This is a genomic window from Nonomuraea sp. 3N208, assembly GCF_052245935.1.
In the GTDB taxonomy this organism is placed as follows: Bacteria; Actinomycetota; Actinomycetes; order Streptosporangiales; family Streptosporangiaceae; genus Nonomuraea.
The window spans coordinates 49,634-74,416 of record NZ_JBQQBR010000043.1 but is presented as its reverse complement, the minus strand read 5'-3'; the positions used below and the strand labels follow the sequence as shown (position 1 = coordinate 74,416).

General features: G+C 69.0%; 29 protein-coding genes. 11 read left to right on the top strand and 18 right to left on the bottom strand.

From position 1 onward, the window contains the following. Positions 1-474: 474 nt before the first annotated feature. The 7 genes from ACTWPT_RS46520 to ACTWPT_RS46490 form a co-directional block, all read right to left on the bottom strand. Positions 475-606 carry a hypothetical protein gene (locus tag ACTWPT_RS46520; RefSeq protein WP_443183962.1) on the bottom strand — a complete coding sequence of 44 codons (132 nt, stop codon included), beginning with the start codon at positions 604-606 and terminating at the stop codon, positions 475-477. A gap of 91 nt (positions 607-697) precedes the next feature. After that, on the bottom strand, positions 698-1,054 hold the full coding sequence (locus tag ACTWPT_RS46515; protein ID WP_443183961.1) for an alpha/beta fold hydrolase: 357 nt from the start codon (positions 1,052-1,054) through the stop codon (positions 698-700). Positions 1,055-1,312: 258 nt separating this feature from the next. Next, positions 1,313-1,780 carry a hypothetical protein gene (locus tag ACTWPT_RS46510; protein WP_443183960.1) on the bottom strand — a complete coding sequence of 156 codons (468 nt, stop codon included), beginning with the start codon at positions 1,778-1,780 and terminating at the stop codon, positions 1,313-1,315. Positions 1,781-1,905: 125 nt separating this feature from the next. Then, positions 1,906-2,691, bottom strand: a complete 786-nt coding sequence (locus ACTWPT_RS46505) for a CAP domain-containing protein (protein WP_443183959.1) — start codon at positions 2,689-2,691, stop codon at positions 1,906-1,908. Between the two features lie 70 nt (positions 2,692-2,761). Next, positions 2,762-3,322: a hypothetical protein gene (locus tag ACTWPT_RS46500; RefSeq protein WP_443183958.1), complete on the bottom strand. Its 561-nt coding sequence runs from the start codon at positions 3,320-3,322 to the stop codon at positions 2,762-2,764. A gap of 82 nt (positions 3,323-3,404) precedes the next feature. Then, positions 3,405-3,926: a hypothetical protein gene (locus tag ACTWPT_RS46495; protein WP_443183957.1), complete on the bottom strand. Its 522-nt coding sequence runs from the start codon at positions 3,924-3,926 to the stop codon at positions 3,405-3,407. Between the two features lie 237 nt (positions 3,927-4,163). Then, on the bottom strand, positions 4,164-4,640 hold the full coding sequence (locus tag ACTWPT_RS46490) for a DUF6294 family protein (protein ID WP_443183956.1): 477 nt from the start codon (positions 4,638-4,640) through the stop codon (positions 4,164-4,166). Positions 4,641-5,069: 429 nt separating this feature from the next. Between ACTWPT_RS46490 and ACTWPT_RS46485 the strand changes: the two genes are divergently transcribed. The 6 genes from ACTWPT_RS46485 (at position 5,070) to ACTWPT_RS46460 (ending at position 11,001) form a co-directional block, all read left to right on the top strand. Next, on the top strand, positions 5,070-5,738 hold the full coding sequence (locus tag ACTWPT_RS46485) for a hypothetical protein (RefSeq protein ID WP_443183955.1): 669 nt from the start codon (positions 5,070-5,072) through the stop codon (positions 5,736-5,738). Between the two features lie 23 nt (positions 5,739-5,761). Then, the gene (locus tag ACTWPT_RS46480) at positions 5,762-7,801 is read left to right on the top strand and encodes a GAF domain-containing sensor histidine kinase (RefSeq protein ID WP_443183954.1); all 2,040 of its coding nucleotides are present in this window, start codon (positions 5,762-5,764) and stop codon (positions 7,799-7,801) included. Beyond that, complete coding sequence (locus ACTWPT_RS46475; RefSeq protein ID WP_443183953.1) at positions 7,798-8,526, top strand: response regulator; 729 nt, start codon at positions 7,798-7,800, stop codon at positions 8,524-8,526. Before ACTWPT_RS46480 ends, ACTWPT_RS46475 begins: the two co-directional genes overlap by 4 nt. Positions 8,527-9,252: 726 nt before the next feature. Beyond that, the gene (locus ACTWPT_RS46470) at positions 9,253-10,104 is read left to right on the top strand and encodes an alpha/beta fold hydrolase (RefSeq protein WP_443183952.1); all 852 of its coding nucleotides are present in this window, start codon (positions 9,253-9,255) and stop codon (positions 10,102-10,104) included. Continuing rightward, positions 10,097-10,723 carry a TetR/AcrR family transcriptional regulator gene (locus ACTWPT_RS46465; RefSeq protein ID WP_443183951.1) on the top strand — a complete coding sequence of 209 codons (627 nt, stop codon included), beginning with the start codon at positions 10,097-10,099 and terminating at the stop codon, positions 10,721-10,723. Before ACTWPT_RS46470 ends, ACTWPT_RS46465 begins: the two co-directional genes overlap by 8 nt. A 128-nt stretch (positions 10,724-10,851) precedes the next feature. Beyond that, positions 10,852-11,001: a hypothetical protein gene (locus ACTWPT_RS46460; RefSeq protein WP_443183950.1), complete on the top strand. Its 150-nt coding sequence runs from the start codon at positions 10,852-10,854 to the stop codon at positions 10,999-11,001. On the opposite strand, the gene ACTWPT_RS46455 is transcribed toward ACTWPT_RS46460, so the two are convergent. Together ACTWPT_RS46455 and ACTWPT_RS46450 are read right to left on the bottom strand one after the other, a co-directional pair. Continuing rightward, entirely contained in the window at positions 10,975-12,258 is a 1,284-nt protein-coding gene (locus ACTWPT_RS46455; protein WP_443183949.1) for an RNA polymerase sigma factor, read from the bottom strand. The genes ACTWPT_RS46460 and ACTWPT_RS46455 overlap by 27 nt on opposite strands. Positions 12,259-12,567: 309 nt before the next feature. Further along, a complete protein-coding gene (locus ACTWPT_RS46450; protein WP_443183948.1) occupies positions 12,568-13,416 on the bottom strand; it encodes a helix-turn-helix transcriptional regulator in 849 nt (282 codons plus the stop codon). A gap of 138 nt (positions 13,417-13,554) precedes the next feature. Here ACTWPT_RS46450 and ACTWPT_RS46445 point away from each other — a divergent pair, with 138 nt between their 5' ends. Both ACTWPT_RS46445 and ACTWPT_RS46440 read left to right on the top strand, forming a co-directional pair. After that, positions 13,555-14,334, top strand: a complete 780-nt coding sequence (locus tag ACTWPT_RS46445) for an NAD(P)H-dependent oxidoreductase (RefSeq protein ID WP_443183947.1) — start codon at positions 13,555-13,557, stop codon at positions 14,332-14,334. Between the two features lie 31 nt (positions 14,335-14,365). After that, the gene (locus ACTWPT_RS46440; RefSeq protein ID WP_443183946.1) at positions 14,366-14,674 is read left to right on the top strand and encodes a hypothetical protein; all 309 of its coding nucleotides are present in this window, start codon (positions 14,366-14,368) and stop codon (positions 14,672-14,674) included. A gap of 112 nt (positions 14,675-14,786) precedes the next feature. On the opposite strand, the gene ACTWPT_RS46435 is transcribed toward ACTWPT_RS46440, so the two are convergent. The 4 genes from ACTWPT_RS46435 to ACTWPT_RS46420 all read right to left on the bottom strand — a co-directional run bounded on the left by ACTWPT_RS46435 (position 14,787) and on the right by ACTWPT_RS46420 (position 18,242). Beyond that, the gene (locus ACTWPT_RS46435; RefSeq protein ID WP_443183945.1) at positions 14,787-16,127 is read right to left on the bottom strand and encodes an FAD-binding oxidoreductase; all 1,341 of its coding nucleotides are present in this window, start codon (positions 16,125-16,127) and stop codon (positions 14,787-14,789) included. A 13-nt stretch (positions 16,128-16,140) separates the two neighbouring features. Further along, positions 16,141-16,617: a carboxymuconolactone decarboxylase family protein gene (locus ACTWPT_RS46430; protein WP_443183944.1), complete on the bottom strand. Its 477-nt coding sequence runs from the start codon at positions 16,615-16,617 to the stop codon at positions 16,141-16,143. Positions 16,618-16,940: 323 nt separating this feature from the next. Then, complete coding sequence (locus ACTWPT_RS46425; protein ID WP_443183943.1) at positions 16,941-17,273, bottom strand: SDR family NAD(P)-dependent oxidoreductase; 333 nt, start codon at positions 17,271-17,273, stop codon at positions 16,941-16,943. 351 nt (positions 17,274-17,624) lie between these two features. Beyond that, positions 17,625-18,242 carry a VOC family protein gene (locus tag ACTWPT_RS46420; protein WP_443183942.1) on the bottom strand — a complete coding sequence of 206 codons (618 nt, stop codon included), beginning with the start codon at positions 18,240-18,242 and terminating at the stop codon, positions 17,625-17,627. A 566-nt stretch (positions 18,243-18,808) separates the two neighbouring features. Between ACTWPT_RS46420 and ACTWPT_RS46415 the strand changes: the two genes are divergently transcribed. Next, on the top strand, positions 18,809-19,738 hold the full coding sequence (locus ACTWPT_RS46415) for an RNA polymerase sigma-70 factor (protein ID WP_443183941.1): 930 nt from the start codon (positions 18,809-18,811) through the stop codon (positions 19,736-19,738). Positions 19,739-19,870: 132 nt separating this feature from the next. Here ACTWPT_RS46415 and ACTWPT_RS46410 read toward each other — a convergent pair whose 3' ends face one another. Next, on the bottom strand, positions 19,871-20,443 hold the full coding sequence (locus ACTWPT_RS46410; RefSeq protein ID WP_443183940.1) for an NADPH-dependent FMN reductase: 573 nt from the start codon (positions 20,441-20,443) through the stop codon (positions 19,871-19,873). A gap of 81 nt (positions 20,444-20,524) precedes the next feature. On the opposite strand from ACTWPT_RS46410, the gene ACTWPT_RS46405 reads away from it, so the two are divergent. Next, a complete protein-coding gene (locus tag ACTWPT_RS46405; protein ID WP_443183939.1) occupies positions 20,525-20,857 on the top strand; it encodes a winged helix-turn-helix transcriptional regulator in 333 nt (110 codons plus the stop codon). 74 nt (positions 20,858-20,931) lie between these two features. On the opposite strand, the gene ACTWPT_RS46400 is transcribed toward ACTWPT_RS46405, so the two are convergent. The 3 genes from ACTWPT_RS46400 to ACTWPT_RS46390 all read right to left on the bottom strand — a co-directional run bounded on the left by ACTWPT_RS46400 (position 20,932) and on the right by ACTWPT_RS46390 (position 22,899). Beyond that, a complete protein-coding gene (locus tag ACTWPT_RS46400; RefSeq protein WP_443183938.1) occupies positions 20,932-21,867 on the bottom strand; it encodes an RNA polymerase sigma-70 factor in 936 nt (311 codons plus the stop codon). A 106-nt stretch (positions 21,868-21,973) separates the two neighbouring features. Continuing rightward, on the bottom strand, positions 21,974-22,177 hold the full coding sequence (locus ACTWPT_RS46395; protein WP_443183937.1) for a hypothetical protein: 204 nt from the start codon (positions 22,175-22,177) through the stop codon (positions 21,974-21,976). A gap of 248 nt (positions 22,178-22,425) precedes the next feature. After that, a complete protein-coding gene (locus ACTWPT_RS46390; protein ID WP_443183936.1) occupies positions 22,426-22,899 on the bottom strand; it encodes a carboxymuconolactone decarboxylase family protein in 474 nt (157 codons plus the stop codon). Between the two features lie 436 nt (positions 22,900-23,335). Between ACTWPT_RS46390 and ACTWPT_RS46385 the strand changes: the two genes are divergently transcribed. After that, positions 23,336-24,079 (top strand): ABC transporter permease, encoded by a 744-nt coding sequence (locus ACTWPT_RS46385; protein WP_443183935.1) that lies wholly within the window; start codon positions 23,336-23,338, stop codon positions 24,077-24,079. Positions 24,080-24,095: 16 nt separating this feature from the next. Here ACTWPT_RS46385 and ACTWPT_RS46380 read toward each other — a convergent pair whose 3' ends face one another. Further along, positions 24,096-24,728, bottom strand: a complete 633-nt coding sequence (locus ACTWPT_RS46380; protein ID WP_443183934.1) for a class I SAM-dependent methyltransferase — start codon at positions 24,726-24,728, stop codon at positions 24,096-24,098. Between the last annotated feature and the right edge of the window lie 55 nt (positions 24,729-24,783).

Sequence of the window (24,783 nt, the reverse complement as noted above, 5' to 3'; positions counted from 1 at the left end):
CGGGCCCGGCATGGCTGTCGCGGTGGCGTTTTTCTGAGTCTCACGAATACTCATAACTGAGCTTGTTCTTCATCCTCCAGGCCGTTGTGGCACGCGGAGGTTGATCGTTTCACGACAGCGGGACGGCCTTGAGTGATCATGTGCGGTGCTGAGTCGCTACCGATCACTACAAGGCCGTGAGAGTGAGTGTGCTGACCGACGCCGCTCGTGTCGAGTCCCAGAGAGTGCTGTCCCGGTTTCGGAACGACGTCTATGCCTGCTTGAGCGCGCGGGCGGATGCGTTGTTCGAGCTGGCCGACGCATTATTGTGTGAGCCAGCCCTGGTGCGCTCGCCGGTGGATCTGACTATCAGCGCAGATGAGTTGATCCGGTATTTCACGCCGACGTGCGCCGCTCGGCGGGAGACGAGCCGTCCGCGACGAGCGGCTCGTACATGACGGGCCCGGAGCATAGACTGCGCCACCCCGGCCGCGCTCACCTCAGCAAGGAGTGGAGCGCTTCGGCGAACTCGGCCGGGTCGGTGAGATAGCCCACATGGTCTCCGGGCAGCTCGATTACGTCGGTGCCGAGGTGCCCGGCGATGGCGAGCGCGCAGCGGTGCATCAACGTGCCGCGCGTCCGCTAGCCCGAGGCGATGACGAAGGGCGCCCCGTGCAGCGCCTCGGCGTCGGGGGTGAACTGGCAGAACGACCGCAACTCATACGTGCGCGACCAGGCCAAGGATCCGGTCGGGGTGGCGGGCCTGCAGGTCGAGGGCGATGAGCGCGCCCGAATGGGTGCCGAACACGTATCCCGGCTCCGGTCCGAGCAACCGCAGCGCGTCGTCGGCGTGCTCCTCGACGCGCTGCTCCCGCGGCGGTTCGGTCAGCGAGCTGCGGGACAGGCCGCGCCGGTCGTATGTGATGACGGTGTAGCGGCCGGCCAGCGTCTCCGCCAGCGGTCCGGCCATCGCCGCGTCGGAGCCACCCCCGAGGATCGTCAGCAGGACCGGCCCCGATCCGCGCACCTCGTAGTGGAGCTCCGCGCCGGGAACCGTGAGCGTTCTGGTCTGCATGGTCCCCCTTCCGGGGATTGAGTGAGGGCTCACTCTAGCTCTGGGTGGGCGGTTTGGTGACTCGTCGCGCAGTACTAACGGCGGCTCGGCCTGGAACCGAAAGGCCTAGTTCCACTTGCCGCTGTACTTCTTGACGCCCAGCTTGCTGTCCCACTGACAGACCTGGACCAGGTACGTTTCAGGGACGTTTTCCTCCCAATCGCTGAAGTCGACTCGGACTGAGCCGGAGGCGGATCATGGAGATGATCGCTGGGGCTCCTACTCATCCGCCGGCCTGACGGAATAGACCAGTCGCCATCCACCGCAGCGAGTGGCCCGGCCGGTGCGCTGGTTCCAGTAGCACACGCGGATCGCGATGGTGCGGGGCTCGTCCTCGTCCCAGGCGCGCATCCCGAAGCGGCCGTAACCGTTGGGGCCGCACTTTTTGACGGTGCGGTAGCTGGGCTTGTCCCATTCATCGGGGTTGGTCATCTTGATCTGCAGGTGGCCGCACAGCCAGGGCGGGGAACTGTGGTCGTAGATGCGGGCCTCGAAGTTGAAGCTGCCGTTGTCCTCGTCGTCCCAGGCCCGGCCGTCGGCCTGTGCCTGGGAGCCCTGGAAGGGCAGGGAGCGCACTGGCCCCCACCCGACGTCGTCGGAGCCGGATGCAAAGGCGGGGGCAGCAAGGGCGGGACCGGCCAGCAGGGTGGCCGCGCAGGCGAGTGTGGGCATGATGGAGCGCTTCATGGTGATCCTCCCGTAGGGATAGGCGAGCGTCATGGACGGGCGGACGGCGTCTTGACGGCAGCGTTGGAAGGGGAGCCAACCGTCGTCTCGTTCCTCGCTGCCGCAGGGTCGCACGGGCCACGGCGTCAGGCGCAGGAGCCGAACATCTGCACGTAGGTCAGGGCCGGGGTGATGGATCCAGCTGCTGGATCCGCGCTTCCCCAGGCGACCTCGGTGTACAGCACCCTGAAGGCGGGGTTGAGGATGTGGTCGCGGTGGATCTTGCTGTCCATCCACGCCGAGACGGCCGCCCGAGGAGTGACAAAGCCGGGTCCCCACCCGACGTAGGTGTTCTCGGCAACGGAGAAGGAGGTGCAACGGCGGCCGTAGCCCACGGCTTGGGCACGGCTGAGCGGGGTCGAGCGGGTCTGTGGATTGATGTGCGAGTCGCACTTGGTGGGGTCGTCCTTCCTGGCGATGCAGTTCTTGCCCGGCTGCACCTTTCCCCACCAGCGCAGCCTGACGGCGTCTGCGGCGTGCCTGGCCGCGGCGGTGTCGAGTCCGGGTGGGGCCTTCTTGCCCAGCCGGACGAATCTCTGCAGCGGCAGTAGCTTGAGCGCGGTCCGTTCGGCGTTGACGAGGCACAAAACCGCTCGCTCGATGGTGGGTGACTGCATGATGTAGTCGAAGCGTCCCCTCGAGGTGTTGGGGAATGCGGTTTTGGCCCGGTAGACCAGGTCGATGTTCGCGCAGGTTCCGGCGCCCTTCAGCGGCGCGGCGGCAGCGACTGCCGGCTGTGCTGGGGATAGGGCAGCACTCAGGCCCACCAGGACAGTGCCGGTCGCTAGGGCGGCGGCCCGCCGAGGGCGTGACAAGGCGCTGCCACACACGAGTCGCCGCTCCTGGTGGGAGAACGGTGAAAAGTGGCTCACGGGGGATTCCTTCGCTTTGGTGTCGGTCAGTGATAGGGCTGGAGGTCCACCGCCGCGTCTACGGTCGTGATCAGCAGGCGGTGGTGAAGGCGGCCTCGGTTGTGCGGCGCATTTGGAAACGCACCGGCTGGTCGCTGGGCCGCCGGCTGTCGGAGGCGGTGATGGTGATCGTGTCACCGCCCGGCCACTGGCCCTTGATCTGGGTGAGCGACATGCCGGAGGACGTGGCGAGGGCTCGGTTGCCGGGGCGTGCGTACAGGGAGAAGCGGCTGGCACTGCGGTCGCTCACATCGCCCCAGATCTCGTAGACGATCCTGCGGCCGGTCCCGCATACCTTCAGCTCGCCGTCGATGGGTGAGCAGTTGGAGCACCGCCCGCGCCGGGGTTCGGCGCGTAGATCCATGACCACTCGCCGTTGGCCCTGTCCCGGGAAGGACGCCTGGCCGTGCCAGTATCCGGGCAGGGTCGGCTCGCCCGTCAGCGACACCGCCCACGGATAGAGCAGAGGGTGGACAAGATACGGCAGGGCGGCGGCGGTGATGAACAAGCCGGCGACGATGGCGATCGACACCGGCCACGAAAACTTGCGCTGCTGTGGCGGTGTGGCCGGTGCGCGGGTCACGCGTTTCATGATCTTCTCCTGGGCCTCTTATCCCCGGGTGGAGCCCTGTGTTCACCGCGGTTGCAGGTCTGCTCCCGGCGGCGCACAGGGGTTAGTGGGGGGAGGTGTAGATGTCCTTCCAGGCGGGATTGCCGGCGGTGCACTGGATCGACGGCTGGCGTCCCCGGCCTTCGGCGCACACCTTCAGCTCGACCTGGTAGACGCGGTGGTAGGTGAAGGAGAATCGCTTGGGCGTGCGGTAGGTGCAGGTGCGTTCGTGGTGCCGTTTCCATGTGATCCGGTTGCCGGCCGTGTTGACGGTGGCGATGCCGAACACCACCCACCCGCACGTGGCCTTGGCCCTGGACAGGTCGGAGATGGTGCCGGACACGGTCAGTGTGGCGGCGGACGGAATCACCTCGTGATCCTCTCCGGTCGCGGTGACTGTGCCGGAGGCTTTGGCCCGTTTGCCGCCGGGAGAGTAGTGCGGGCCCCAGGCGAGGGGCGCGGCAGCTGCGGTCCGTACCTGCCGGGAATGCGTAGCGCCCGCATCCGAGGCGGTGGCGGGTTGCGCGACCTGCGCCAGAAACGCCGCCGTGGTGATTCCGATCAATGCGCGCGAGATGGTGCTCATTGTCGCTCCTGTTTGAAGGTGAGGGGCGGTGGTGGGGTCGGTGCGGTGGGTGGCGCGGTGAGGGGTTGGCTCAGGCGGCGATCGGGACGACCTTGGTGGCGGGGCTTGTCGACGCGCTGTCGCGCTGACAGCCCCGCGCCCTGCCGCCCGGCGCCGCTGACCGGGTGCCGGGACCCTGAGGCCTGCATCCGGGAAGGCTTTCGTTTGGTGATGAGATGGGTTTCCGGCCGATCTCGCTCAGCAATGCTTGCTCAGCACGATCGAGTCGACCAGGTCGAACAGGCCGGGGTCGAACCGCCCATTGGCTTGCCACCGGTAATTCCAATAGGCGTTGGGCAGGTTCTTGACGAATTTGGTACTGCTGCTCCCGTCCACCCGGATCTCGCCGAGCACGGCGCCCTCGCTGTCCATGAGGTGCGCCCACATCAGCCAGGCGTCGTCGCCCTCGGTGCTGGACACCCTGGCGTCGAATCGCGCTGTTCCGTTTGAGTACAGGGTCCATTTGGCGCCCGGCCGGATCCGGCAGTCGCCCGCCGTCATGGCGCGCTTCCAGGTGAATGCGACCCATCTGGCGGTTGTGGAGGCGGTGGACGCCGTAACTGGCGATGCGCCCGCCGGTGTGACTGTGGTCGTGGCGGCGGAAGCTGAGGTGGCCGGACTGAAGAGGGTGAGTCCGGCGGCGAGTGCGGCGACGCCGAGGGCGACGCGTTTCATGGTCTTCTCCCTGTGGTGGTCGTGGCCGATGGTTCGGCCTGTCGGTATGTCATCAGCGTGCGGTGGCGGGGCTCCCGATCGGGAGGGGGCGTACGGCTGGGCTGCAGGGAGGATTTCCCGGCCCATCTGGGAGCCCACGCCCAGACAGTCTGGGTGTCCTCGTTGTTCCACCATCGGCCCCCGCGTGGTCCCGGTGACAGAGGCAGCCGTCCCGGCTGGACGGGATTCACGAGCGACGGCAGGCCGGGGCCTGTGTGGGCTTCCGGCGCACCTCGTGGCCACGGCATGGCAACACACGCGACTGAGCCACCTGAGCCGGCGGATCCCGGTGAGCCGGGACGGTCGCCTCTGGTCCTGGGACCACGCGGGCCCGACGGTGGAGACCGCGGTCGCGGGCGCGGCCGTGGGTCTGGTGATGGGAGGAAGACCATGGTGTCGTCGAGGGCCCGGGTGGCGGTCGGCGTGGCCGTGCTGCTGGTGAGCTCCGTGGCGCAGCTGCTGCAGTTCGCGGTCACGCCGATGCGGCTGTCGGACGGGGACGCGGGCGCGCAGGTGGAAGTGGTCGTGGGGCACGAGAAGGCCATGAGGCTGGCTGTCTGGCTGGATGTGCCGATCCTGCTGCTGATCCCGGCCATCTTGTACGTCGGGTATGCGGCCGGAGCCGGTACGTCGCGGCTGGCTGCCTCGGGTGTGGTGGCGGCGTTCACGTCCGTGCTGGGCGCGGGCTACCTGTTCGGTACGGACGTGCTGGTCCACCTCGCCGCGCAGGCCTCCGATCGGGCCGGGGCGGTCGAGCTGCTGTCGGCGTATGAGTCGAACGGGGTAGTCGTGGTCGTGCTCGCGCTCTCGGTGCTCGGCGGGCTGGTCGGATTCGTGCTGCTGGGCGCGGCGCTGATGCGGGCGGGCACGGTGCCCGTCTGGGCGGGCGCGGCCGTGGCCGCCTCGCCAGTGCTGGAGATCATCGGCTACGAGACAGGCATCGTACCGGTGGGCGTCGCTGGGTATGCGCTGCGAGCGGCGGGCTTCGCTGCCTGCGCGGCCGCACTGGTACGGCTGGGCCGGGCCGCTGCGGCCGGGCAGCAGAAGGTCGCGGCTTGAGCGCCCTAGGGACGACGCGGAAAATGGGCGATAATCGCGGCATCGTGGATGCCGCTCCCGTCGACGCCGCCACGACCGCCGCCTGTGGGACGGCGGTCGTGCTCACGCTGGCCTGCGCCGCGACGGCGATCGTCTACCCGGTGAGGGCCTGGTCGATCGTCTTGCCGGTGGTGGCGGTCGCGTACGTGTCGGTGCCGGTCGTGGGGGCGGCCATGGCGCGGTCACAGCCGCGCAACCCGGTCGGCTGGATCCTCGTGGCCAGCGGAGTCGGTTTCCCGCTCGCCTGCACCGGCTACCTCCTGGCCGAGGCCGCCTACACCGCCGGAGCGGACATCCCCTTCGCGGCATGGGCGGGATGGCTGGACGGCTGGCCCTGGGTGCCGGCACTGGGGCTCGTACCGACGCTCGGGCTGTTGCTGTTCCCCGACGGGCGGCCCCCGTCGCCGCGGTGGCGTCCCTTCCTGTGGTTGTGCTGTGCGCAGGCCATCATGCTGTTCCTCGGCCTGCTGCTGTCGCCGAAACTGTCGGACTTCCCCGAACAGGACAATCCGACCGGGCTGGCGGGAGAGTGGGGGACCGCGGCGGCCGGGTTATCCGCCGTGATCGTGCTCATGGCGCCCCTGTCCACAGCTGCGGCCTGGTCGATGCACCGCAGGAAGGCCCGTACCACCGATCCGCGCCAGCAGGCCGCGCTGAACCTGGTGCAGCCCGCCGCCTGGCTGCTGGCGGCGTCCTGGTGGGGATGCATCGCGCTCATCGCGGTCGGGGGAGAGTCGATCGACGCCACCCCCGCTGAGGTCTCGGGCATGCTGGCGCTCGCCGGCACGGCGTGGGTCGCGATCCGCCGGTACGGGCTGTTCGACGGCCGCCGGGTGCTCAGCGCGACGATGGCCTACGGACTGCTCACCGTGCTCGTGTTCACGGTGTATCTGGGCGTCGCAGCCACCGTGCGGCTGCTGACGTCCGAGGCCGTCAGCGAGGCCCTGGCCGTCGTTGCCGCGACGCTGGTGGCGCTTCCCCTGCGCGATGTCCTGCAACGCGCCGTCAACCGGATCGTCTACGGCTACCGGGACGACCCGACCGGCGCGCTCGTCCGGCTCAGCCGCCGCCTGGAGGCCGCCGCACTCCCCGAAGAGGTGCTGCCCAGCGTCGCCCGCACGCTGCAGGCCGCGCTACGCGTCCCGTACGTGGAAGTCCGCCTCGGCCAGAACGTCAGGGCATGCGCGGGAGGCCCGTCCGGCGATCCGCCGGAGGAGTTCCCGCTGGTGTTCGCGGGTGAGACGGTCGGTACGCTCGCCGTGGCCGGGCGTGACCCCGGCGAGGCGTTCACACCTGCGGAGCGGCGGCTGCTGTCAGGCCTGGCCGGCCAGATCGCCGCCGCCGGCCACGCCGTCTCGCTCACCGCCGATCTGCTGCGCTCACGCGAGCGGCTGGTGTCCGCGCTGGAGGAGGAACGGCGGCGGCTGCGCCGGGACCTGCACGACGGGCTCGGGCCGGCGCTGGCCGGAACGGTGCTCGGGCTGCAGCGGGCGCGTTCCCGGCTGGCCACTGACGCCGACGCCAACACCGACGCCGTGGCCGGGCAGCTGGACGAGCTCACCGCCCAGCTCCAGGAGGCCGTCGCCGAGATCCGCAGGCTCGTGTACGGCCTGCGCCCGCCCGCCCTTGACGAGCTGGGCCTGATCAGCGCCCTACGTGAGCAGGCCAGGACGCTCGGGCCGTTCGTGGTCGAGGGACCCACGGAGGAACCCGTCCTGCCCGCCGCCGTCGAGGTCGCCGCCTACCGGATCGCCCTGGAGGCCATGACCAACGCCGTCCGCCACGCGCACGCCGGCCGCGGCACCGTACGGATCAGCGCCGGCACCGCCCTGCACCTGGAGATCACCGACGACGGCATCGGCCTGCCGGATGGCTACCGCGCCGGCGTGGGCATCACCTCGATGCGCGAACGCGCCGCAGAACTGGGCGGCACCTGCACCATCGAACGCGCCACCCCGAACGGCACCACAATCCGCGCGACGCTCCCCCTCAGCCCGGCACGAACCCCCGCGGAGACGCCATGACCGACACCCGCCCGATCAGCGTCGTAGTGGCCGACGACCACCCGATCTTCCGCTCAGGCCTGCGCCAACTGGTCGAGGACAGCCCACTGCTCGAGTTCGCCGGCGAGGCCGCCGACGGCGAGCAGGCCGTCGAACTCTGCCTGCAACGGCAACCGGACGTCGTCCTCATGGACATCCACATGCCGGGCACGAACGGCATCACCGCCACCCGCCGCATCCTCGCCGATCTGCCCTCGACCGGCATCCTCATGCTCACCATGCTCGAGGACGACACCTCGATCTTCGCGGCCTTGCGCGCCGGAGCCCGCGGCTACGTCGTCAAGGGCTCAGGACCCGACGACATCATCCGGGCCATCACCGCGGTGGCCGCGGGCCAGGCCCTGTTCGGCGCCACCGCCGCCGCCCGCATCGCCTCCTTCCTCCAGCCCGACGCGCGCAACCCCGGCCACCCGTTCCCGTCGCTGTCAGCACGCGAACGCGACATCCTCAACCTCATGGCCGCCGGCAGCTCCAACACCGCCATCGCCCACGCCCTGGCTCTCAGCGAGAAAACCGTCCGCAACAACGTCTCCAACATCTTCACCAAACTCCAGGTGACCAGCAGATCAGACGCCATCGTCAAAGCCCGCCGCGCCGGACTGGGCGAACCCCCCACTCCCAGCCGACCCGACAGACATCCCGGCCACCGCCAACCCGATTCCTCTCAGACCTCCAAACACGCGTGAAACCACTCATCTGGTCAGTCCCCGGCCGGAATCGTCTCGGGCTAGCGTTCGCGGCGCGCGGCCCTCTTGGTGCCTGGCATCGCCCACGCCATGCGACCGGCCGGCTGCTCCTGGCCGACAGCCCCGGGCACGCCACCACCACAGGTGCCGCCGCGCTGATCCTGCAAGGCGCGGACGTCTGCCCTGTACCGAGTCCCGCCACTAGCCAGCGGAGAGACCTCATGGACGAGGCACCCAGGCGATGCAATCGTCCCGCGGTGAGCACGACCACAACCTTCCCCATACCCATCTCATCGGCCGACGGCCCCGTCGGCGGCCATCTGCTCCCCGACGGCGGTCAAGACCGCTCTGCTGGCTGACGAGTGGGTCTACCCGATCGGCGGCGCGGGAGGCCCTGGAGGACCACACGGCTACTTTGCGGCTCGCCGTAGCTTCGGGAGTTCCAGGCCGAGAAATCCCAGGGTTCAGGCGAACTGAAGGGTTCTCAGAACGAACCCGAGGGCTTTCTGCTTGCAGAGACCGCTTGGATCCCTTGGGTTCGTCTCGACTTGAAGGTCTTGTCGCTTGACGATGGCGGCGAGGAGGAGGCGGACGTCCTGGGCGTAGCGGGTGGGCGATCTCTGAGGAGTTGGGCGAGGACGTGATTCCCGGGAGGTTGCGCTTTGCCCATCCGGCCGTTCGAAGAGACCTTGACGCCGGTGGGTTAATATCATTAGCTTATCAGCTATGACCATTAGCAGCAGGACGGCATTCCTGGAGATCGACGGCGGCCAACTCGCCTACGACGTGACAGGGCAGGGCCCGCTCATCGTGCTGGCGCACGGCATGGGGGACAACAGAGCGGCCTATCGCGAGATGACTGTCCAGCTCGCCCCGGCCGGTTTCCGGGTCGCCCGGATGGACCTGCGCGGCCACGGCGAGTCCAGCACCGGCTGGGCGTCCTACACCCGTACTGACACCGCGGGCGACATCCTCGCCTTGATCAGGCATCTGGGCGGCCCCGCCGTGATCGTGGGCCACTCCTTCAGCGGCGGCGCCGCCACCATCGCCGCGGCTCAGGAGCCCGACATGGTCAGCGCCATCGTCGAGATCAGCCCGTTCACCCGCGCCCAGCAGATCGACCTGGGCGCGCTCATGACCCACTCCCGCTACCGCAGGGGCATGACACTGCTCATGGGTGCCAACTTGCTACGCAGCCCGCGGCTGTGGAAGCGATACCTCGATCACGCCTACCCGGGTGTCAAACCGGCCCAGTTCGGCGAGCACGTCGCCGAACTGGAGGCAGACTTGCGCAGGCCGGGCCGGATGGCTGTCGTCAGCAAACTCGGCAGGTCCGCGCCAACCGACGCCGGCGCCAGGCTTGCCGACGTCCGATGCCCGGCTCTGATCATCATGGGCGCGCTCGATCCCGACTGGGCCGACCCCAGAGCAGAGGGCGAAGGCATCGTCGCAGGCATGCCGGCCGGGCTCGGCCGACTGCACGTGATCGAGAAAGCAGGCCACTACGCGCACGTTCAGTTTCCCACCGACGTCGCCACGGCCACACTGGCATTCCTCAAGGACGGCATCCTTGGCTAGGGCGGCTCTGTCCGCAGAGGCGATCGTCGACATAGCGCTGCGGATCGTCGATGAGGGCGGACCCGCGGCGTTGACCCTGTCGGCAGTGGCCGGCCGAGCGGGCGTCGCCTCCCCGTCCCTGTACAAGCACGTGCGCAACCTCGCCGAACTCCGTGCGCTCGTGTCCGCGCGCATCATGAACGAGATCGCCGACCAAGCCGGCGAGGCCGTGCTCGGCCGCTCCGCGGACGAGGCGGTCCGCGCATTGATGACCGCCTGGCGGCAGTATGTGCGACGACGTCCGAACCGCTACGCGGCGCTCATCCAAAGCCCCGAGCCACACACGGTCGAGGCCGGGACACGACTGATCACCATCATGTCCGCCACACTCCGGGCCTACGGCATACAAGACTCCGCGGCGATCCACGCAGCCCGCTGCCTTCGCGCGGCTGTCCACGGCTTCGCGGTCCTGGAAGCCGAAGGCGCGTTCGGCCTCCCCGAAAACCTGGACGAAAGCTACGAGCTGCTGATCCACATGATGATCACAGGGCTGCACGCACCACCGGAAGATCCTGCACCATCACTGGCTGCGGCCGCCTCGCCTTCACCAACCCAGCAAGACGAACGATCAGGACGATAGACCTTCAGAATTTCCGAAGTCCCATCAACACCTTAAGAAGCCGGAGCGCTAGCAGATAAGCCCAGGTCCTTCGGCTAAAGAGGCCGAAGAAGCCCAGAGGAACTCAAGGGCTATTTGTTATTCGGCTCGTGGCCGACGCGATCGTCGCGGTCGCCGGCTTGGCGGAGCTGCCGCTGCGCCTGGCCTCGGGGCCCGACGCGATCGACGGCATCCGGGCCGCGCGTGAGTCCCGGCTGGCCGAGCTGGAGAGGTCAGCCCAGCGCGGCGGCCTTGCGTAGCAGCACTGAGCGTTCGTGCTGGTTGGCGCACAGCCGGGCCGCCAGCTCCAGCTCGGCGCGCGCTTCCGGTCGCCGTCCGAGCCGGGCCAGCAGCTCACCGCGTACGGTCGGAACCAAATGCGAACCGGGGAGCCGGTCCAAGGCGATCAGCTCGTCCACCATGGCCAGGGCTTGCGCCGGGCCCGAGGCCATGGCAACGGCGACGGCCCGGTTGAGCTCGACCACCGGCGAGGGTGCGACCCGGCCGAGTGCCTCGTAGAGCACCACGATCCGGTCCCAGTCGGTCGCCTCGACCGAGGGCGCCGACGCGTGGGTGGCGGCGATCGCGGCCTGCAGGCCGTAGGGGCCGAGGCCGCGAGTCGATGCCTTGGCCAGCGCGTCCAGCCCACGGCGGATCGCCGAGAAATCCCACCGCCGCCGGTCCTGGTCCTCGAGCAGGACCGGCGAACCGTCCGGGCCGGTCCGGGCCGGGAAGCGTGCGGCCGTCAGCTCGCACAACGCCAGCAGGCCGTGCACCTCCGGCTCGTCCGGCTGCAGCGCGGCCAGCGTGCGGGCCAGCCGGATCGCCTCGTACGCGACGTCGGGGCGCAGCAGCCGGTCGCCCGACGTGGCCGTCGACCCCTCGGTGAAGATCACGTAGAGGACGCTGAGCACGCCGCCCAGCCGCTCCCGGCGCTCGGCGGCCGGCGGCAGCTCGAACGGCACCCCGGCCGCCGCGATCGTCTTCTTGCCCCGGGTGATGCGGGCCTGGACGGTCGGCACGGGTACGAGGAACGCGCGGGCGATCTCCTCGCCGGACAGGCCGCCGACCACGCGCAGGGTCAGCGCCACCCGGGCCTCCGGGGAGAGCACCGGGTGACAGCTGACGAACATCAGCGCCAGGACGTCGTCATCGATGCCGTCGAGGGTCCGGAAGCGGCGGCCCTGGGCGTGCAGGTGGTCTTCGACGATCGCGAGGAGTTCGCGGGTGTCGCGGCCCAGCCGGGTCACGTCTAGCACGACGAGGGTGTCGCCGCGGCGCATGTGATCGAGGGCTGTGGTCAGGCCGGGACGGGTGGTGCCTTGCTTGCCGGACGCCTTGTCGAGGTAGATCCGGGCGCAGCCGGCGGTCTTGAGGGCGTCGATCTGGCGCGCGAGTTCCTGGACGTCGGTGGACACCTGGGCGAGCCCGATGAGGTTCTCGCGGGCGGTCGGGTCGTCGTTGAGGATGACGTGATCTTTGATGGTGGCCTCCCAGGTTGCGGGCGAGGCCGTCACAGAGATGATCTTGCCTAACGGGACTTCTCCGAGCATTAGTCCTCAAGGGCCGGCCCCTGCACGACCCGGCCACCGTCCACCTTGACGGGGACGAGGACAACGGCCGCGAGAGCTGACCTCACCGGGATGACTGGATCCCCTCAGCCCCAATACAGGGGTTCTCCAGCGGGTCCGCTCGGTCTCCATGCAGGGAGAGCAATACTCGCTGAGTTGAGGTAGTGGATCTTTCCCTTGCAGCCGGGGCTTGTGGCCGGGGACCGGAAAGCCGTCAGTGTTGAGGCGTTCCTGGCGGTGGGTGGGGGCGTTGAGTTACTCGCGGACCTGAGCGTTCACTGTGGGATGCGCATCACCGCTGTCCGCGCCCAGGCCCGCGAGCAGGCGCAGCCCGTCCTCGGCGGGGCTGCCGGGGGCCGCGGACAGCACCAGCAGCTCCATGCCCAATTCGTCCGGTAGTGCGAAGTTCTCTTGGTGCAGTTCCAGCAGTCCGACCAGCGGGTGCCGGTACGCCTTGCGTCCATGGGTGCGGGCGCGCACGTCCGCGCGGGCCCAGAGGCGGCGGAAGCGCTCGCTGCCCATCGCCAGCTCGCCGATGAGCGAGGCCAGGCGGGGGTCCTCGGGGTATTTGCCGGCGGCCAGGCGCAGGTGCCCGACCACGTCGAGGGTGCATTGCTCCCAGTCCGCGTAAAGGCCGCGCTCGGCCTCCTCAAGGAAGATGTGCCGGGCGGTGTTCAGGCCCGGCATCGGCCGGCCGAAGAGGAGCCCGGCGAGGCGGTTCCCGGCCAGCACGTCCAGGCGGTGGTCCATGATCAGCGCGGGTGCGTCGGCGACCAGGTCGAGGACGCGCAGCAGCTCCGGCCGGATCCGCCCGCCCGGTGCCTTCGCGTGGCGGCGGCGCTGCCGGGCGAGCCGGTAGAGGTGCCCGCGTTCGGTCTCGTCGAGGCCGAGGACGCGGGCGAGCGCGTCGAGGACCTGCTCGGAGGGCTGGGTCGCGCGGCCCTGCTCCAGGCGTACGTAGTAGTCGACGCTGACTCCCGACAGGTGCGCGACCTCTTCGCGGCGCAGCCCTTCGACCCGGCGGCGGCTGTCGGTGGGGATGCCAGCGGCCTCCGGGTCGACCCGGGAACGCCGGGTCCGCAGGAAGCCCGCGAGATCGTCCATGCGCCCAGTATGACCTCGGTGGTGCCCGTGAAGGTGGTCCTGCCGTTACCAGGAAGTCCCGTCCGATGGAAGAGGCGCCCCTGAACGCCGGGCGCCGCGGCTCCCAGAATCGAAGGCATCCGATCCGAAGGAGTTCCCATGAAGACGCTGATCGTCTACGCCCACCCGGAGCCGAAGTCGCTCAACAGCTCGCTGAAGGACCTCGCGGTGTCCACATTGGAGACCGCCGGGCACGAGGTGCGGGTGAGCGATCTGTACGCGATGAACTGGAAGGCGGTCGTGGACGCCGCGGACTACGGCCCCGACGCCTCAAGCCCGCTGAAGGTCGCTCTGGACTCGGGCCGGGCTTTCGACGCCGGGACGCTCACCCCGGACGTCCTCGCCGAGCAGGAGAAGCTGCTGTGGGCCGACACGATCATCTTCCAGTTCCCGCTGTGGTGGTACGCGATGCCCGCGATCCTCAAAGGCTGGGTGGACCGGGTGTTCACCTACCACTTCGCGTATGGCGTCGGCGAGCACAGCGACACCAGGTACGGCGAGCGCTTCGGCGAAGGCACCCTCGCGGGCAGGAAGGCTCTGCTGTCGGTGACCGCCGGCGGCCCGGAGTCGCATTACGCCGCTCGCGGGATCAACGGCCCCATCGACGATCTGCTGTTCCCGATCCACCACGGCATCCTCTACTACCCGGGCATCGAGGTACTGCCGCCGTTCGTGCTGTACGGCACCGACCGGATGACCGGCGAGGACTACCCGGACGTCGCCAAGGCCTGGGAGCAGCGCCTGCTCACCCTGGAGTCGACCGAGCCGATCGCGTTCCGGCGGCAGAACTTCGGTGACTACGAGATCCCCTCGCTGCACCTGAAGGAGGGACTGGAGCCCGCGGGCCGCACGGGTTTCAGGCTGCACGTGCGCGGCTAACGCCGGCGATGGACAGGACGCGGATGCTGGAGTGGGAGATGGGTTGCCGCTCACCGGCTGGAGCACGATCGGCGGGGACCTGCGCATCCCGCACTTCGCCGGCCTGCACGGGCTGCAGGTCATGCTGGCGGTCGCGCTGGTGCTGAGGATTCTGGCGGCCCGCGTCATCCGGCTGCACGACGAGCGGACCCGGGTGGCTCTGGTGATCGTGGCGGCCGCATTACCGCCGGTAACTCTTCAGAGGCCCCATGTACTCGGCGATGAACGCCGACTTCACCGCCCGCCCGGGTTCCCCGATGGCCCGGTAGGTTGCGGCCCAAGCCCCGGGACCAACCGGTGACGAGCCAGACCCTTGCTCATGATGCCTTTCCGTTCTTTCGATGGTGGGGCTACAGCGGTGAGGGAATAGGGGCCGCCCTGGTGCCTCGGGCGGCTTTGCTTGTCTGCAAGGCCTACTGAGGCCGGATGTTGTGGTTGCGGGCGAACAGGTTGCCGGGGTCGTAGTGGCGCTTGACCGCCGCGAGCCGCTGATAGGTCTGCGTGGGATAGATCGCGGCGACGTCCTCCTCTGTGGCGGAGGCGAGGAAGTTCGCGTAGGCGCCGTTGATGTGAGGTGCGAGTCTCGCCCAGATCGCTTCCAGAGCTGGACGAGCGGCCTCGACGACCGGCTGCGGACCCGCGGTGGTGGTCACGAACATCAACTCCGCTTGGCGATGCGCGTAGGCGGTGGCGTCGTCGGGGACTCGGGATACCGCACCGCCGACGCTGCGAACGGCGATGAACGGCGACCGCTCCGATGCCCCAACCTCAGCAAGGATCTGAAGGACGTCGGGCACCGATCCCTTGTCGACAAATGCGCTTCGGGTGACAAGCTGGATGCCAGGCGGCGGGGTCGCGCCATCCACGAGCGTGTCCGCATAGGGTTTGAGCGCGATATCGTCGTCGATCACCGTGCCGAGCCGGCGGATCGGGTCGATGGCCTGGGCCGCGAGCTCCGGGTCATCGCCGTCAAACGCGACGTGGATCTCGACCGGCGCTTCGGGTCCGCCGGCGAAGGGATTGGCGAAGTTCACGATGGATGTGAGCTCTTCGGGGGCGGTGCGGAGGTAGTCCGCCCAACCCTGGAGCACGCTGGCCGCCTCCGACGCCGGGAAGGCGATCTTGCCGTAGAAGACGTCTGTCGTCGGGTGAGCCACGAACTCGAAGGCGGTCACGATCCCGAAATTGCCTCCGCCCCCGCGAATCGCCCAGAACAGCTCCGGGCTCTCCTCCGCGTTCGCATGCACGATCTCTCCGTTGGCGGTGACCACCTCTGCGGCGACCACGTTGTCCAGAGCCAGGCCGTACTTCCTGACCTTCCAGCCGATACCGCCGGTCAACGTCAGCCCACCGACACCGACGCTCTTGGTGTCGCCAGAGGAGATCGCCAGGCCATGCGGGGCCAGGGCGGCCGCGACCTGACCCCAAGTGGCGCCGCCGCCGATCCGCACGAGGTGACGTTCGTTGTCGATGATCTCCACGTTGGCGAGGTTGCTGAGGTCGATCACGACGCCGTCGTCGTTGGTGCCGAAGCCCGCAAAGCCATGGCCGCCGCCTCGCACGGACAGCAAAAGCCCTGCGCCGGCGGCGAATCTCACACCTGCTTGCACGTCCCCGACGCTCTTGGGCCGCAGAACATAGGCCGGACTACCCGAAGCCAATATCGAGCGGCTGGCCGATTCGTACCCCGCTCCCCCCGGTTCGATGATGTCGCCGCCGAAGTCACGGCGAAGGGTTTCAAGCGCTGAGCTCATGACGTTCCTTTCGTTATGCGAATTGGCCGGGCTGGTAGTCGCCGACGGGCTGCTGGACGATGACGTTCAGGCGGTTGGCGGCGTTGATGAGGGCGATGAGCGACACCAGGGCGGCGAGCTGCTCCTCGTCGTAGTGCTTGGCGGCAGTCGCCCAGGCCTCGTCCGTGACACCACCGGCGGCATCAGCGATGCGGGTGCCCTGCTCCGTCAGCTCCAGGGCGGCGCGCTCGGCGTCGGTGAACACCGTGGCCTCCCGCCACGCCGCGACCAGGTTGATGCGCACCGAGGTCTCCCCTGAGTGCGCGAGGTCCTTGGTGTGCATGTCGGTGCAGAAGCCGCAACCGTTGATCTGACTCGCGCGGAGCATCACCAGGTCCTGGGTCGCGGACGGCAGCGTCGAGCCATTGATGATCGCTCTGCTCGCCGAGCCGATGTGCCTCATGGACTTGGCTGCGAGTGGGCTGCCGGAGAGGTTCAAGCGGGGTTCCATGATGCATTCCCTTGTGTTGTCGCGTGTTGCGCTGAACGAACACAAGATGCCGACGACCCGATCCTTGTGACAGCGCGGTTACGTGACCTGCGCCACAAACTGCATCGCAGGGTCGGTGATGTGATCGGCCAGTTCGGTGGCGACGCGACCCGGCCCGAGATCGAGGAGACCTGCACGACAGATCTCTTCCTTCCAGCAAGGGCTCACAGGTTCCCCGCCCGTTTTGGCCATCGGGGGCACATGGCCACAGCGGACCGCTCGGCGATGAGACGATGGACGTCGCCGGCGCCGGCCTCCGTAGACTCGCGCTCGAGTAGGCGCGGTTACCATGTTTGGTCGCCGGCACGAACCAGCATCTCGTTGACGGCGACCCGCCGCTCTCGCGTGACGATGTAGCTGATTGCGTCCGCGATGTCCTCCGGCCGCAGCACTTCGATTCCGTCGACCTGTCGGCGGGCCGCGTCCCGGGTGGTGTCGCTGATGTGGTTCGCCAGGTCGGTGTCCACGGTGCCGGGCTCCACCACGCTGACCCGGACGCGTTCGCTGAGCAGTTCCTGGCGAAGCGATTCGGTGAACGCGTTCAGGCCGGACTTGGTCAGGCCGGAGACGCTGCTCCCCGGCCGGGCGACTCGCCCGGCCGGGGAGCCGACGTTCACCAGATGTCGGCCTCGAACGCGACCGTCTCTCCGCCCAGCTTCGCGATGTCCCGCTGGCCTTGGGCGCCACGCCTGCCCAACCGCGGCATCAGCGGCGGCATCGACGCGCCTCACGCCGCGGCGGCGACCTGATGGCCCAGCGCCCGGGCGCACTGGATACCGAGTGGCCGAGCCCGCCGATGCCCCGCACCGCGACGAGCGCACCGGGACGCGCGGACGCCGACAGCAGCGCGTTGTACACGCACAGAAGCGGTTGATCCAAGCAGTGACGAAGGTTCCGAGCCGGGACGACTCGCCGTACGACCAGCTCGAACTGCCGCCGACCGGTGACGGCACGGTGGGCGGACACGCTCACGACGGCAGTTCGGTTCCGGCCTGTTCGCGCACCATATAGTCGGCGTACCAGTCCGGCCAGTTCGGGTCCTCCGCACCGATGCGCGCCTCGTGCTCGCCGTGCGCGGCCGCGGCGCGGCGCAGCGCGGCCGCGAGGTCCGACGTCGAGGCGAACGTGGTGACCGACGGATCCAGCCGTTCCGGGCGCCGGGTGGTCACCTCCTGCAGCACCCAGCCGTTGCCGTCCGGGTCGCTGAACGACAGGAACGAGCCATAGCTTCTGCGCTGCGGAGCCGGACCGGGCACCCGGGCGTCGGTCCCCGCGTGATGGAAGACGCCGCCGGCGTCGTGGAACACCTCGCTCGGGTCGGCGCCGAGCCGCTTGAGCTCTTCGTACGCGGCGTGTATGTCGTTGACGACCAGGTGCAGGCCCTGAGCCGTGCCCGGCCTCTGAGACGTGACCGACGTGCCGAAGGTGACCGACGCCGCCGAGCCGGGCGGGGTCACCTGGACCACCCGGAAGTCCTCGCCGGTGGTGATGTCGACGTCGAGCCGCCAGCCCAGCGCCGTGTAGAAGTTCTTGGCCCGGTCGACGTCCGAGACCGGCACCACGACGACTTCAAGCTTCATGTCCATGACCGCTCCTCCTGTGCCCGGACGAATGCCGGCACGACGAGACTCGCGTAGTTGGCCGCCGGGTCGCACCACGGAGTCTCCCTGGTCTACCGGGACTAGGGATGGCCACGGATTAGGAGTGGCCGCTCGTCGGCCCGATCCTGGACGGGCTGACAGGTCCACAGTTCCCCGCCCTATGTCCCAGTTGTGCGACTCTCCAGGCTTTTGTCCCAGTCGCAGGACTCTGAATACCCCACGAGACACGCCAGGCCAATTTTCCAGGCCACCGCGGCGCTGTTCGATCAGCGCCCGATCACCGTCGTAGAGAAAGGAGACCCGTTCCAGGTCCGCCCGCGGCGGCGCCCCGGCGTGCCGCCCGTATGCCGCAGCCTCATCGGTGGTCAGGAACTCCCCCGGCATATGCCGCAAGTAGGATCCGCTTCGGATCGCTGGATGGCGGTAAGTCCGCCCATCCTGGCCCCCTAACGCCGGTGGCCGTTCGGTTGCTGCTCACAAGCCCCGTGTCACAAAACGGCGGGACCCGGAGTCTGGTGGGTGACACAGTCGAGAGTGAACAGGAGCCACCCATGGCCGGCACGTCGCAGACCGCGCCCGAAGATCGCGGCGAGGGCATGGGCCCGGACGACCGCCCGGACCGCGCCACCGAGGCGTTCCTCGGCCACCGCAACCTGCTCTTCACCGTCGCCTACGAGCTGCTCGGCTCGGCCGCCGACGCCGAGGACGTCCTCCAGGAGACCTGGCTGCGGTGGACGAACGTCGATCTCGACACCGTGCGGGATCAGCGTGCATACCTGGTCAGGATCACCACCCGGCAGGCGCTGAGCCGGCTGCGCACGCTCGGCCGGCGCAAGGAGTCCTACGTCGGCCCGTGGCTGCCCGAGCCGCTGCTCACCACGCCCGACGTGGCCGAGGATGTCGAGCTGGCCGACAGCGTCTCGATGGCGATGCTGCTGGTGCTGGAGACGCTCACGCCGACCGAGCGGGCGGTGTTCGTGCTGCGCGAGGTGTTCGCTCTGGACTACGACGAGATCGCGGAAGCCGTCGACAAGAGCCCGGCCGCGGTCCGCCAGATCGCCCACCGGGCACGGGCACACGTCGCGGCGCGCCGGCCGCGCGGGGTCGTTTCTCCGGCCGAGGCCCGCGGCGCGCTCGAGGCGTTCCAGCGGGCGGTTGAAACGGGCGATCTGCAACGCCTGGTCGACATCCTCGCGCCCGATGTCGTCCTCCTGTCTGACGGTGGCGGAGTCGTCCAGGCCGCGCTGGCGCCCGTCGTGGGGGCCGGCAGGGTGGCTGACGTGCTGGGCAGGATCGCCGGCACGGCGTCGCTGCGGACGGCGCAGGTCAATGGGTACCCGGCGCTGATCATCCGGCTCAACGGCGAGGTCGACACCGTCGTGGCGGTCCGCATCGACGACGGCCTCATCACCGGGCTCTACGCCGTGCGCAATCCCGAGAAGCTGTCGCATATGGAGCGGGAGACCACTGTGAGCCGCTGAGCCCGGCGACGCACCCGACCGCACTCCCTGCTCGAAACTCATGGCCAAGTCCCCGCCGACCACGGCCGGCGGCGATGCCCCTCCCCCGCGGCCATAGGCTCGCTCAGGCGCCGCCAGCCCAGGTGTCCGTGTTCAGGCGGCGCGCATCGGGCGCAACGCGCCGGTCAGCCTGGCCAGCTCGGTCAGCATGGTGCCGGCGGCGGCGTCCATGATGTCGTTGGGGTGCAGTCTGCCGTCCTCGCCCAAGAACTGGGTGTGGAAGGGGATGTTCACCGCTTCGAGCACCGGGATCATCTTCAGCGTGCTGGTGACCTGGCGCAGGCCGTGCGTGGCGCGGGTGCCCCCGGAGACGCCGCCGTAGCTGACGAACCCGGCCGCCTTGTTATGCCACTCGTGATGCAGGTAGTCGAGCGCGTTCTTCAGCACGGCGTTAAAGCTGTGGTTGTACTCCGGGGTCACGAACACGTACGCGTCGCCCCGCTCAACGGTGGCGCTCCACTCCTTGGTGTGCGCGTTCACGTACTGCCTGAGCCTGGGGTGGTGGGGCTCGTCCAGGAACGGCAGCCCGACCTCCGCCAGGTCGATCAGCTCGACCTCGAAGAGACCCGACTCCACTGCCTTGCCGTGAAACCACTCGGCGATGGGACGCCCCGCGCGACCCGGGCGGGTGCTGGCGACGATGACCTGCAGGACGGGCTTGTTCATGACGTGCTCCTTACTCAGCGGCTAGCTGCTCAACATTATTGAGTAGCTAAACATTTCTGAGCAAATGCTAGAATCTATGGCGTGAGTCTCACTTCCGTCTGCGTGCGCTTCCACACCGCCTTAGAGCTGATCGGCGCCAGGTGGTCGGGCGCGCTGATCCATATGATCTTCAAGGGCGCCCATCGGTACGCCGACCTCAAGGCGGCCATCCCCGGCATCAACGACACGATGCTCGCCCGGCGGCTGCGCGAGCTGGAGGCGGCCGGTCTCATCGAGCGCCGCGTGCTGGCCACGTCGCCCGTGCGGGTCGAATACCACCTGACCGAGATGGGGCAGGAGCTGCGGCCCGTGCTGGACGAGCTGGTGACGTGGGCGCACAAGTGGATCCCGCTGCCGGAGGCCAAGTCCGCCTAGCCATCCCGGAACCGCTGGATCGTCAAGGTCCGCCAAGCGGGGCACGAGACCGGTAGCCGAGGTCTGGAGCGCAGTCAGCTCTTCCGTTCCATCAGTGGCCGGCGAGCCTGGCTCACCTCGCGCTTGAGCGCCCAGGCGTCCGCCACCGGACCCACGTGCCCGAGCTTGTCGGGGTTGATCACCCCGCGGATCGTCTGGATCCGCCCGTCGAGTATGTCGAGCGCCAAGGTGTTGAGCACCTTGTTGTCCCGGTCGCGGAAGATCGCGCCCGGCTGACCGTTCACCTCGTGCGGCTCCACTACGACGCCGATCCGGACGAGCGTCAGGACGAACGCGGCGAGCACCCGGGCCACGTTCTCGGCGCCGATGATGTGCTTGGCCAATTGCGGGGCCTTGCCGCCGCCGTCGCCGATCATGTGAACGTCTGCTGCCAGCAGCTCTCGCAGCCCGTCGACGTCGCCTTCCCTGAAGGCGTCGAAGAATCGCCCGGCGAGCTCCTCGCGCTCCCTTCGATCAGCCTCGAACCGGGGCCGGCCCGCGTCCATGTGGCGGCGCGCCCGCACTGCGAGCTGGCGGCACGCCGCCTCCGATCGCTCCACGGCCGACGCGATCTCCGGGAAGCCGAACCCGAACACCTCCCGCAGCACGAAGACCGCTCGCTCAGGCGGGGTCAGCCGCTCAAGCAGAAGCAGCGCCGCCATCGACAACGAGTCGGCCAGCTCAGCCGACCGCTCCGGGTCCTCGTAGGGGTCGCTCAGCAGCGGCTCGGGGAACCACGGTCCCACGTACTCCTCCCGCCGTCGGCGCGCCGACCGCAGAACGTCGATCGAGATCCGGGTGACCACGGCCGAGAGGAAGGCCTTGGTCGACGTGGGATTTGTCGGGGAGGCCTCGTAGCGCAGCCAGGTCTCCTGGACCGCGTCCTCGGCCTCGCCCACACTGCCGAGGATCCGGTAGGCGATCGCGAACAGCAGCGACCGCAGCTCCTCGAACTCCTCGGTCCGGGTCACCGGAGGCCATCCCGGCAGTCCTGCCGCCACGACGGATGGCGCAGCTGCCAGCCGAGCTCCCGCTTGGTCTTGGCGTTGGAGAAGCCGCGCCCCTCGGTCATCATCGTCACCGCCACTTCCCCTGCCGGCAGTCGTGCGCGTGCAGGTCCAGCGGGTCCCCCTCGGTCTTCACCCGTCCGCTCTTGCGGGTTCCGTTCCAGCCGGCGTAGCTCTGCGCGGCAAAGTGGGATACGCCGGTCGCTGGTCCACGAGCGGCGGCACCAGCCGCCGCCCCCACGACCCCGGTCCCGCCTGCCACGAACACCCGCACGACCATCACCTTCCTGATTCCTGAGTCTGTCTCTGAGACCTGAGACGAGACAGCCCGACCGTCTGTGACATCGGGAGAGAAGACACACGCCTTCCACGACGGCGCCGCCGAAGTGGGCTGACCGGGTCATTGCCAGGCCGGCGGCCCTGCCGGGGGGCGGCGGCGGACTGCCGAGGGTGTCGGCGTCGACCTTGATCACGTAGACCCTCACATCGGCCAGGGAACGGCCGGGTCGTCGGGGTTGCTGGTTACGCCCACTGGCCGGGCTCGTAGTCGCCGGCGGGCTGCTGGATGATGACGTTCATGCGGTTGGCGGCGTTGATGAGGGCGATGAGGGACACCAGGGCGGCCAGCTGGTCCTCGTCGTAGTGCTTGGCGGCATTGGCCCAGGTCTCGTCGGTGACACCGCCGGCGGCGTCGGCGATGCGGGTGCCCTGTTCGGCCAGTTCCAGAGCGGCCCGCTCGGCCTCGGTGAAGACCTTGGCCTCCCGCCAGGCCGCGACCAGGTTGAGGCGCACCGAGGTTTCCCCGGCGTTCGCGGCGTTCTTGGTGTGCATGTCGACGCAGAAGCCGCAGCCGTTGATCTGGCTGGCGCGGAGCGCCACCAGTTCCTGCGTCGCGGCCGGCAACGGCGAGTCCGCCAGGACCTTGCCCGCCGAGGCGATGTGCTTCACGAGCTTGGCCGTGACCGGGTTGCCGAGGTAGTTGAAACGGGCGTCCATGGTGATCTCCTTGTCGCGTTGGCTGTTACACCCACTGACGAGACAGCCTCGGCAAGCTGTGACAGCAGACGAATGTGATGCGCGTCTCCCCGCCCGTGCGCGTGCACCTGGCAAACCCGTGCGCTATCCAGCTGGTCATCAACACCCCTGGAAAGCGCCTCAGAGCTCCTGACTACGCCACATCGCGTCGCGTGCGGCGGCTACCGGCGGCGCGCGGCCGCAAGGCAAGCCCTCGGACCACCCGGGAGATGTGATGAGCACCGTGGTGATGTGCACAACGTCGTGTCGGTGGACGGCTTCATCGCCGACGCGAAGGATCAGGCCCCCTGTTCGACGGATACTTCGACGGCGACGGCGACGGCGAGCTCGGCCGAAGGGCCGGGATCGCCGACCGCCCCTTGAGGCTCTCAGCAACGGTTACGAGAGACTGCTTGCCGTGCGCAGCTCATCATTGATCTCCCTCACGCCGTGGTTGCCCGTCGTCCTGGTCCTGCTGGTCGCGCTCGGCGCGCTGGTGGCCTGGGCCGGACGATTGGGCCATGGCAACGCCGTGGTGACCGCGTGTCTCCGAGCGGCGCTGCAACTCGGCGTGGTGTCGGTCGTGATCGCCTGGGTCGTCGCCTATGCCGCGGCGGTCGCGGCGTTCATCCTGCTGATGTACGGCGTCGCCGCCTTCACCGCGGGCAAGCGCATCACGGGCGGCAGGGAGCTGTGGTGGGCCGGTGTGCCGATCGCCGTCGGCACCGTGCCGGTCCTGGCCATCCTGCTGGCGACCGGGGCGATCTCCACGGAGGGGATCGTCGTCATCCCCATCGCCGGAATCCTGCTGGGCGGCTGCCTGACAGCGACGACCCTGGCCGGCAGACGGGCGATGGACGAGCTGGTCCAGCGCAAGGGGGAGGTGGAGGCGGCCCTGGCTCTGGGGTTCGCGCCCCGCGACGCCGCGCTGGAGATCTGCCGTCCCGCGGCTGCTCAAGCGCTAGTGCCGGCCCTCGATCAGACCAGGACGGTGGGGCTGGTCACCCTGCCCGGGGCGTTCGTGGGCATGCTGATCGGCGGGGCGAGCCCGATCGAGGCGGGGATCGTCCAGCTCGTGGTTCTGGTGGCGCTGCTGGCGGCCGAGGCGACGGCCATCCTGGTGACGGTGGAACTGGCCGCCCGCGGGCTTTTCGCCCGCTAACGACGACGGCGGCGAGTCAGCTGCCGACCCGATGGGCACGCAGCAGCCAGCCGGTCATCGGTGTTCTTCCTCGCTCGTCCCGCGGCCATTCGCTCATGTCGCCGAGCCCATCGGGCACAATGCCCAGGATGTTCGCAACGTCGAGCGTCTCGATCTCCCAGCCGTCCGCGAAAAGCCCACGCAGCCGGCCCTCGGTAAGCCCTCTGCCGCCGGGTGTACGCGCGCCGGGAATGTCGGCGAAGCAGAGAACCGCGACTCGGCCGCCCGGTTTGCAGACTCGGCGAAGCACATCCAGATAGCGTGCTTGGGCCTCGGGTTGGAGGGAGTGCAGCAGTCCGCTGTCGAGCACGGTGTCGAATGACGAGCCCTGATCGTCGAATTCGGTGGCGTCGGCGACGTGCAGGTCCACGTCGAGCCCGTGCTCCGCGGCCTTGCGCCGGGCGAGTTCGATCGCGTGCGGTTCGAGATCGACGCCCATGACCGTGTACCCGTGCGCTGCGAGGGCCAGGGCCAGCTCGCCGGTCCCGCAGCCGATATCCAGGACATGGCCCGTGCACCAGCCCTTGGCCACCAGCTCCGCCAGGGCAGGTTGCGGTTCCCCGATATCCCATGGAATGCGCCCGGCACGGTAGACCTCGTCGAATTCCATGTCCGGTTGTCGTGGAGCCTCCGACATCTCGTCCCCCAGTGGCCGGTCGCGGCGC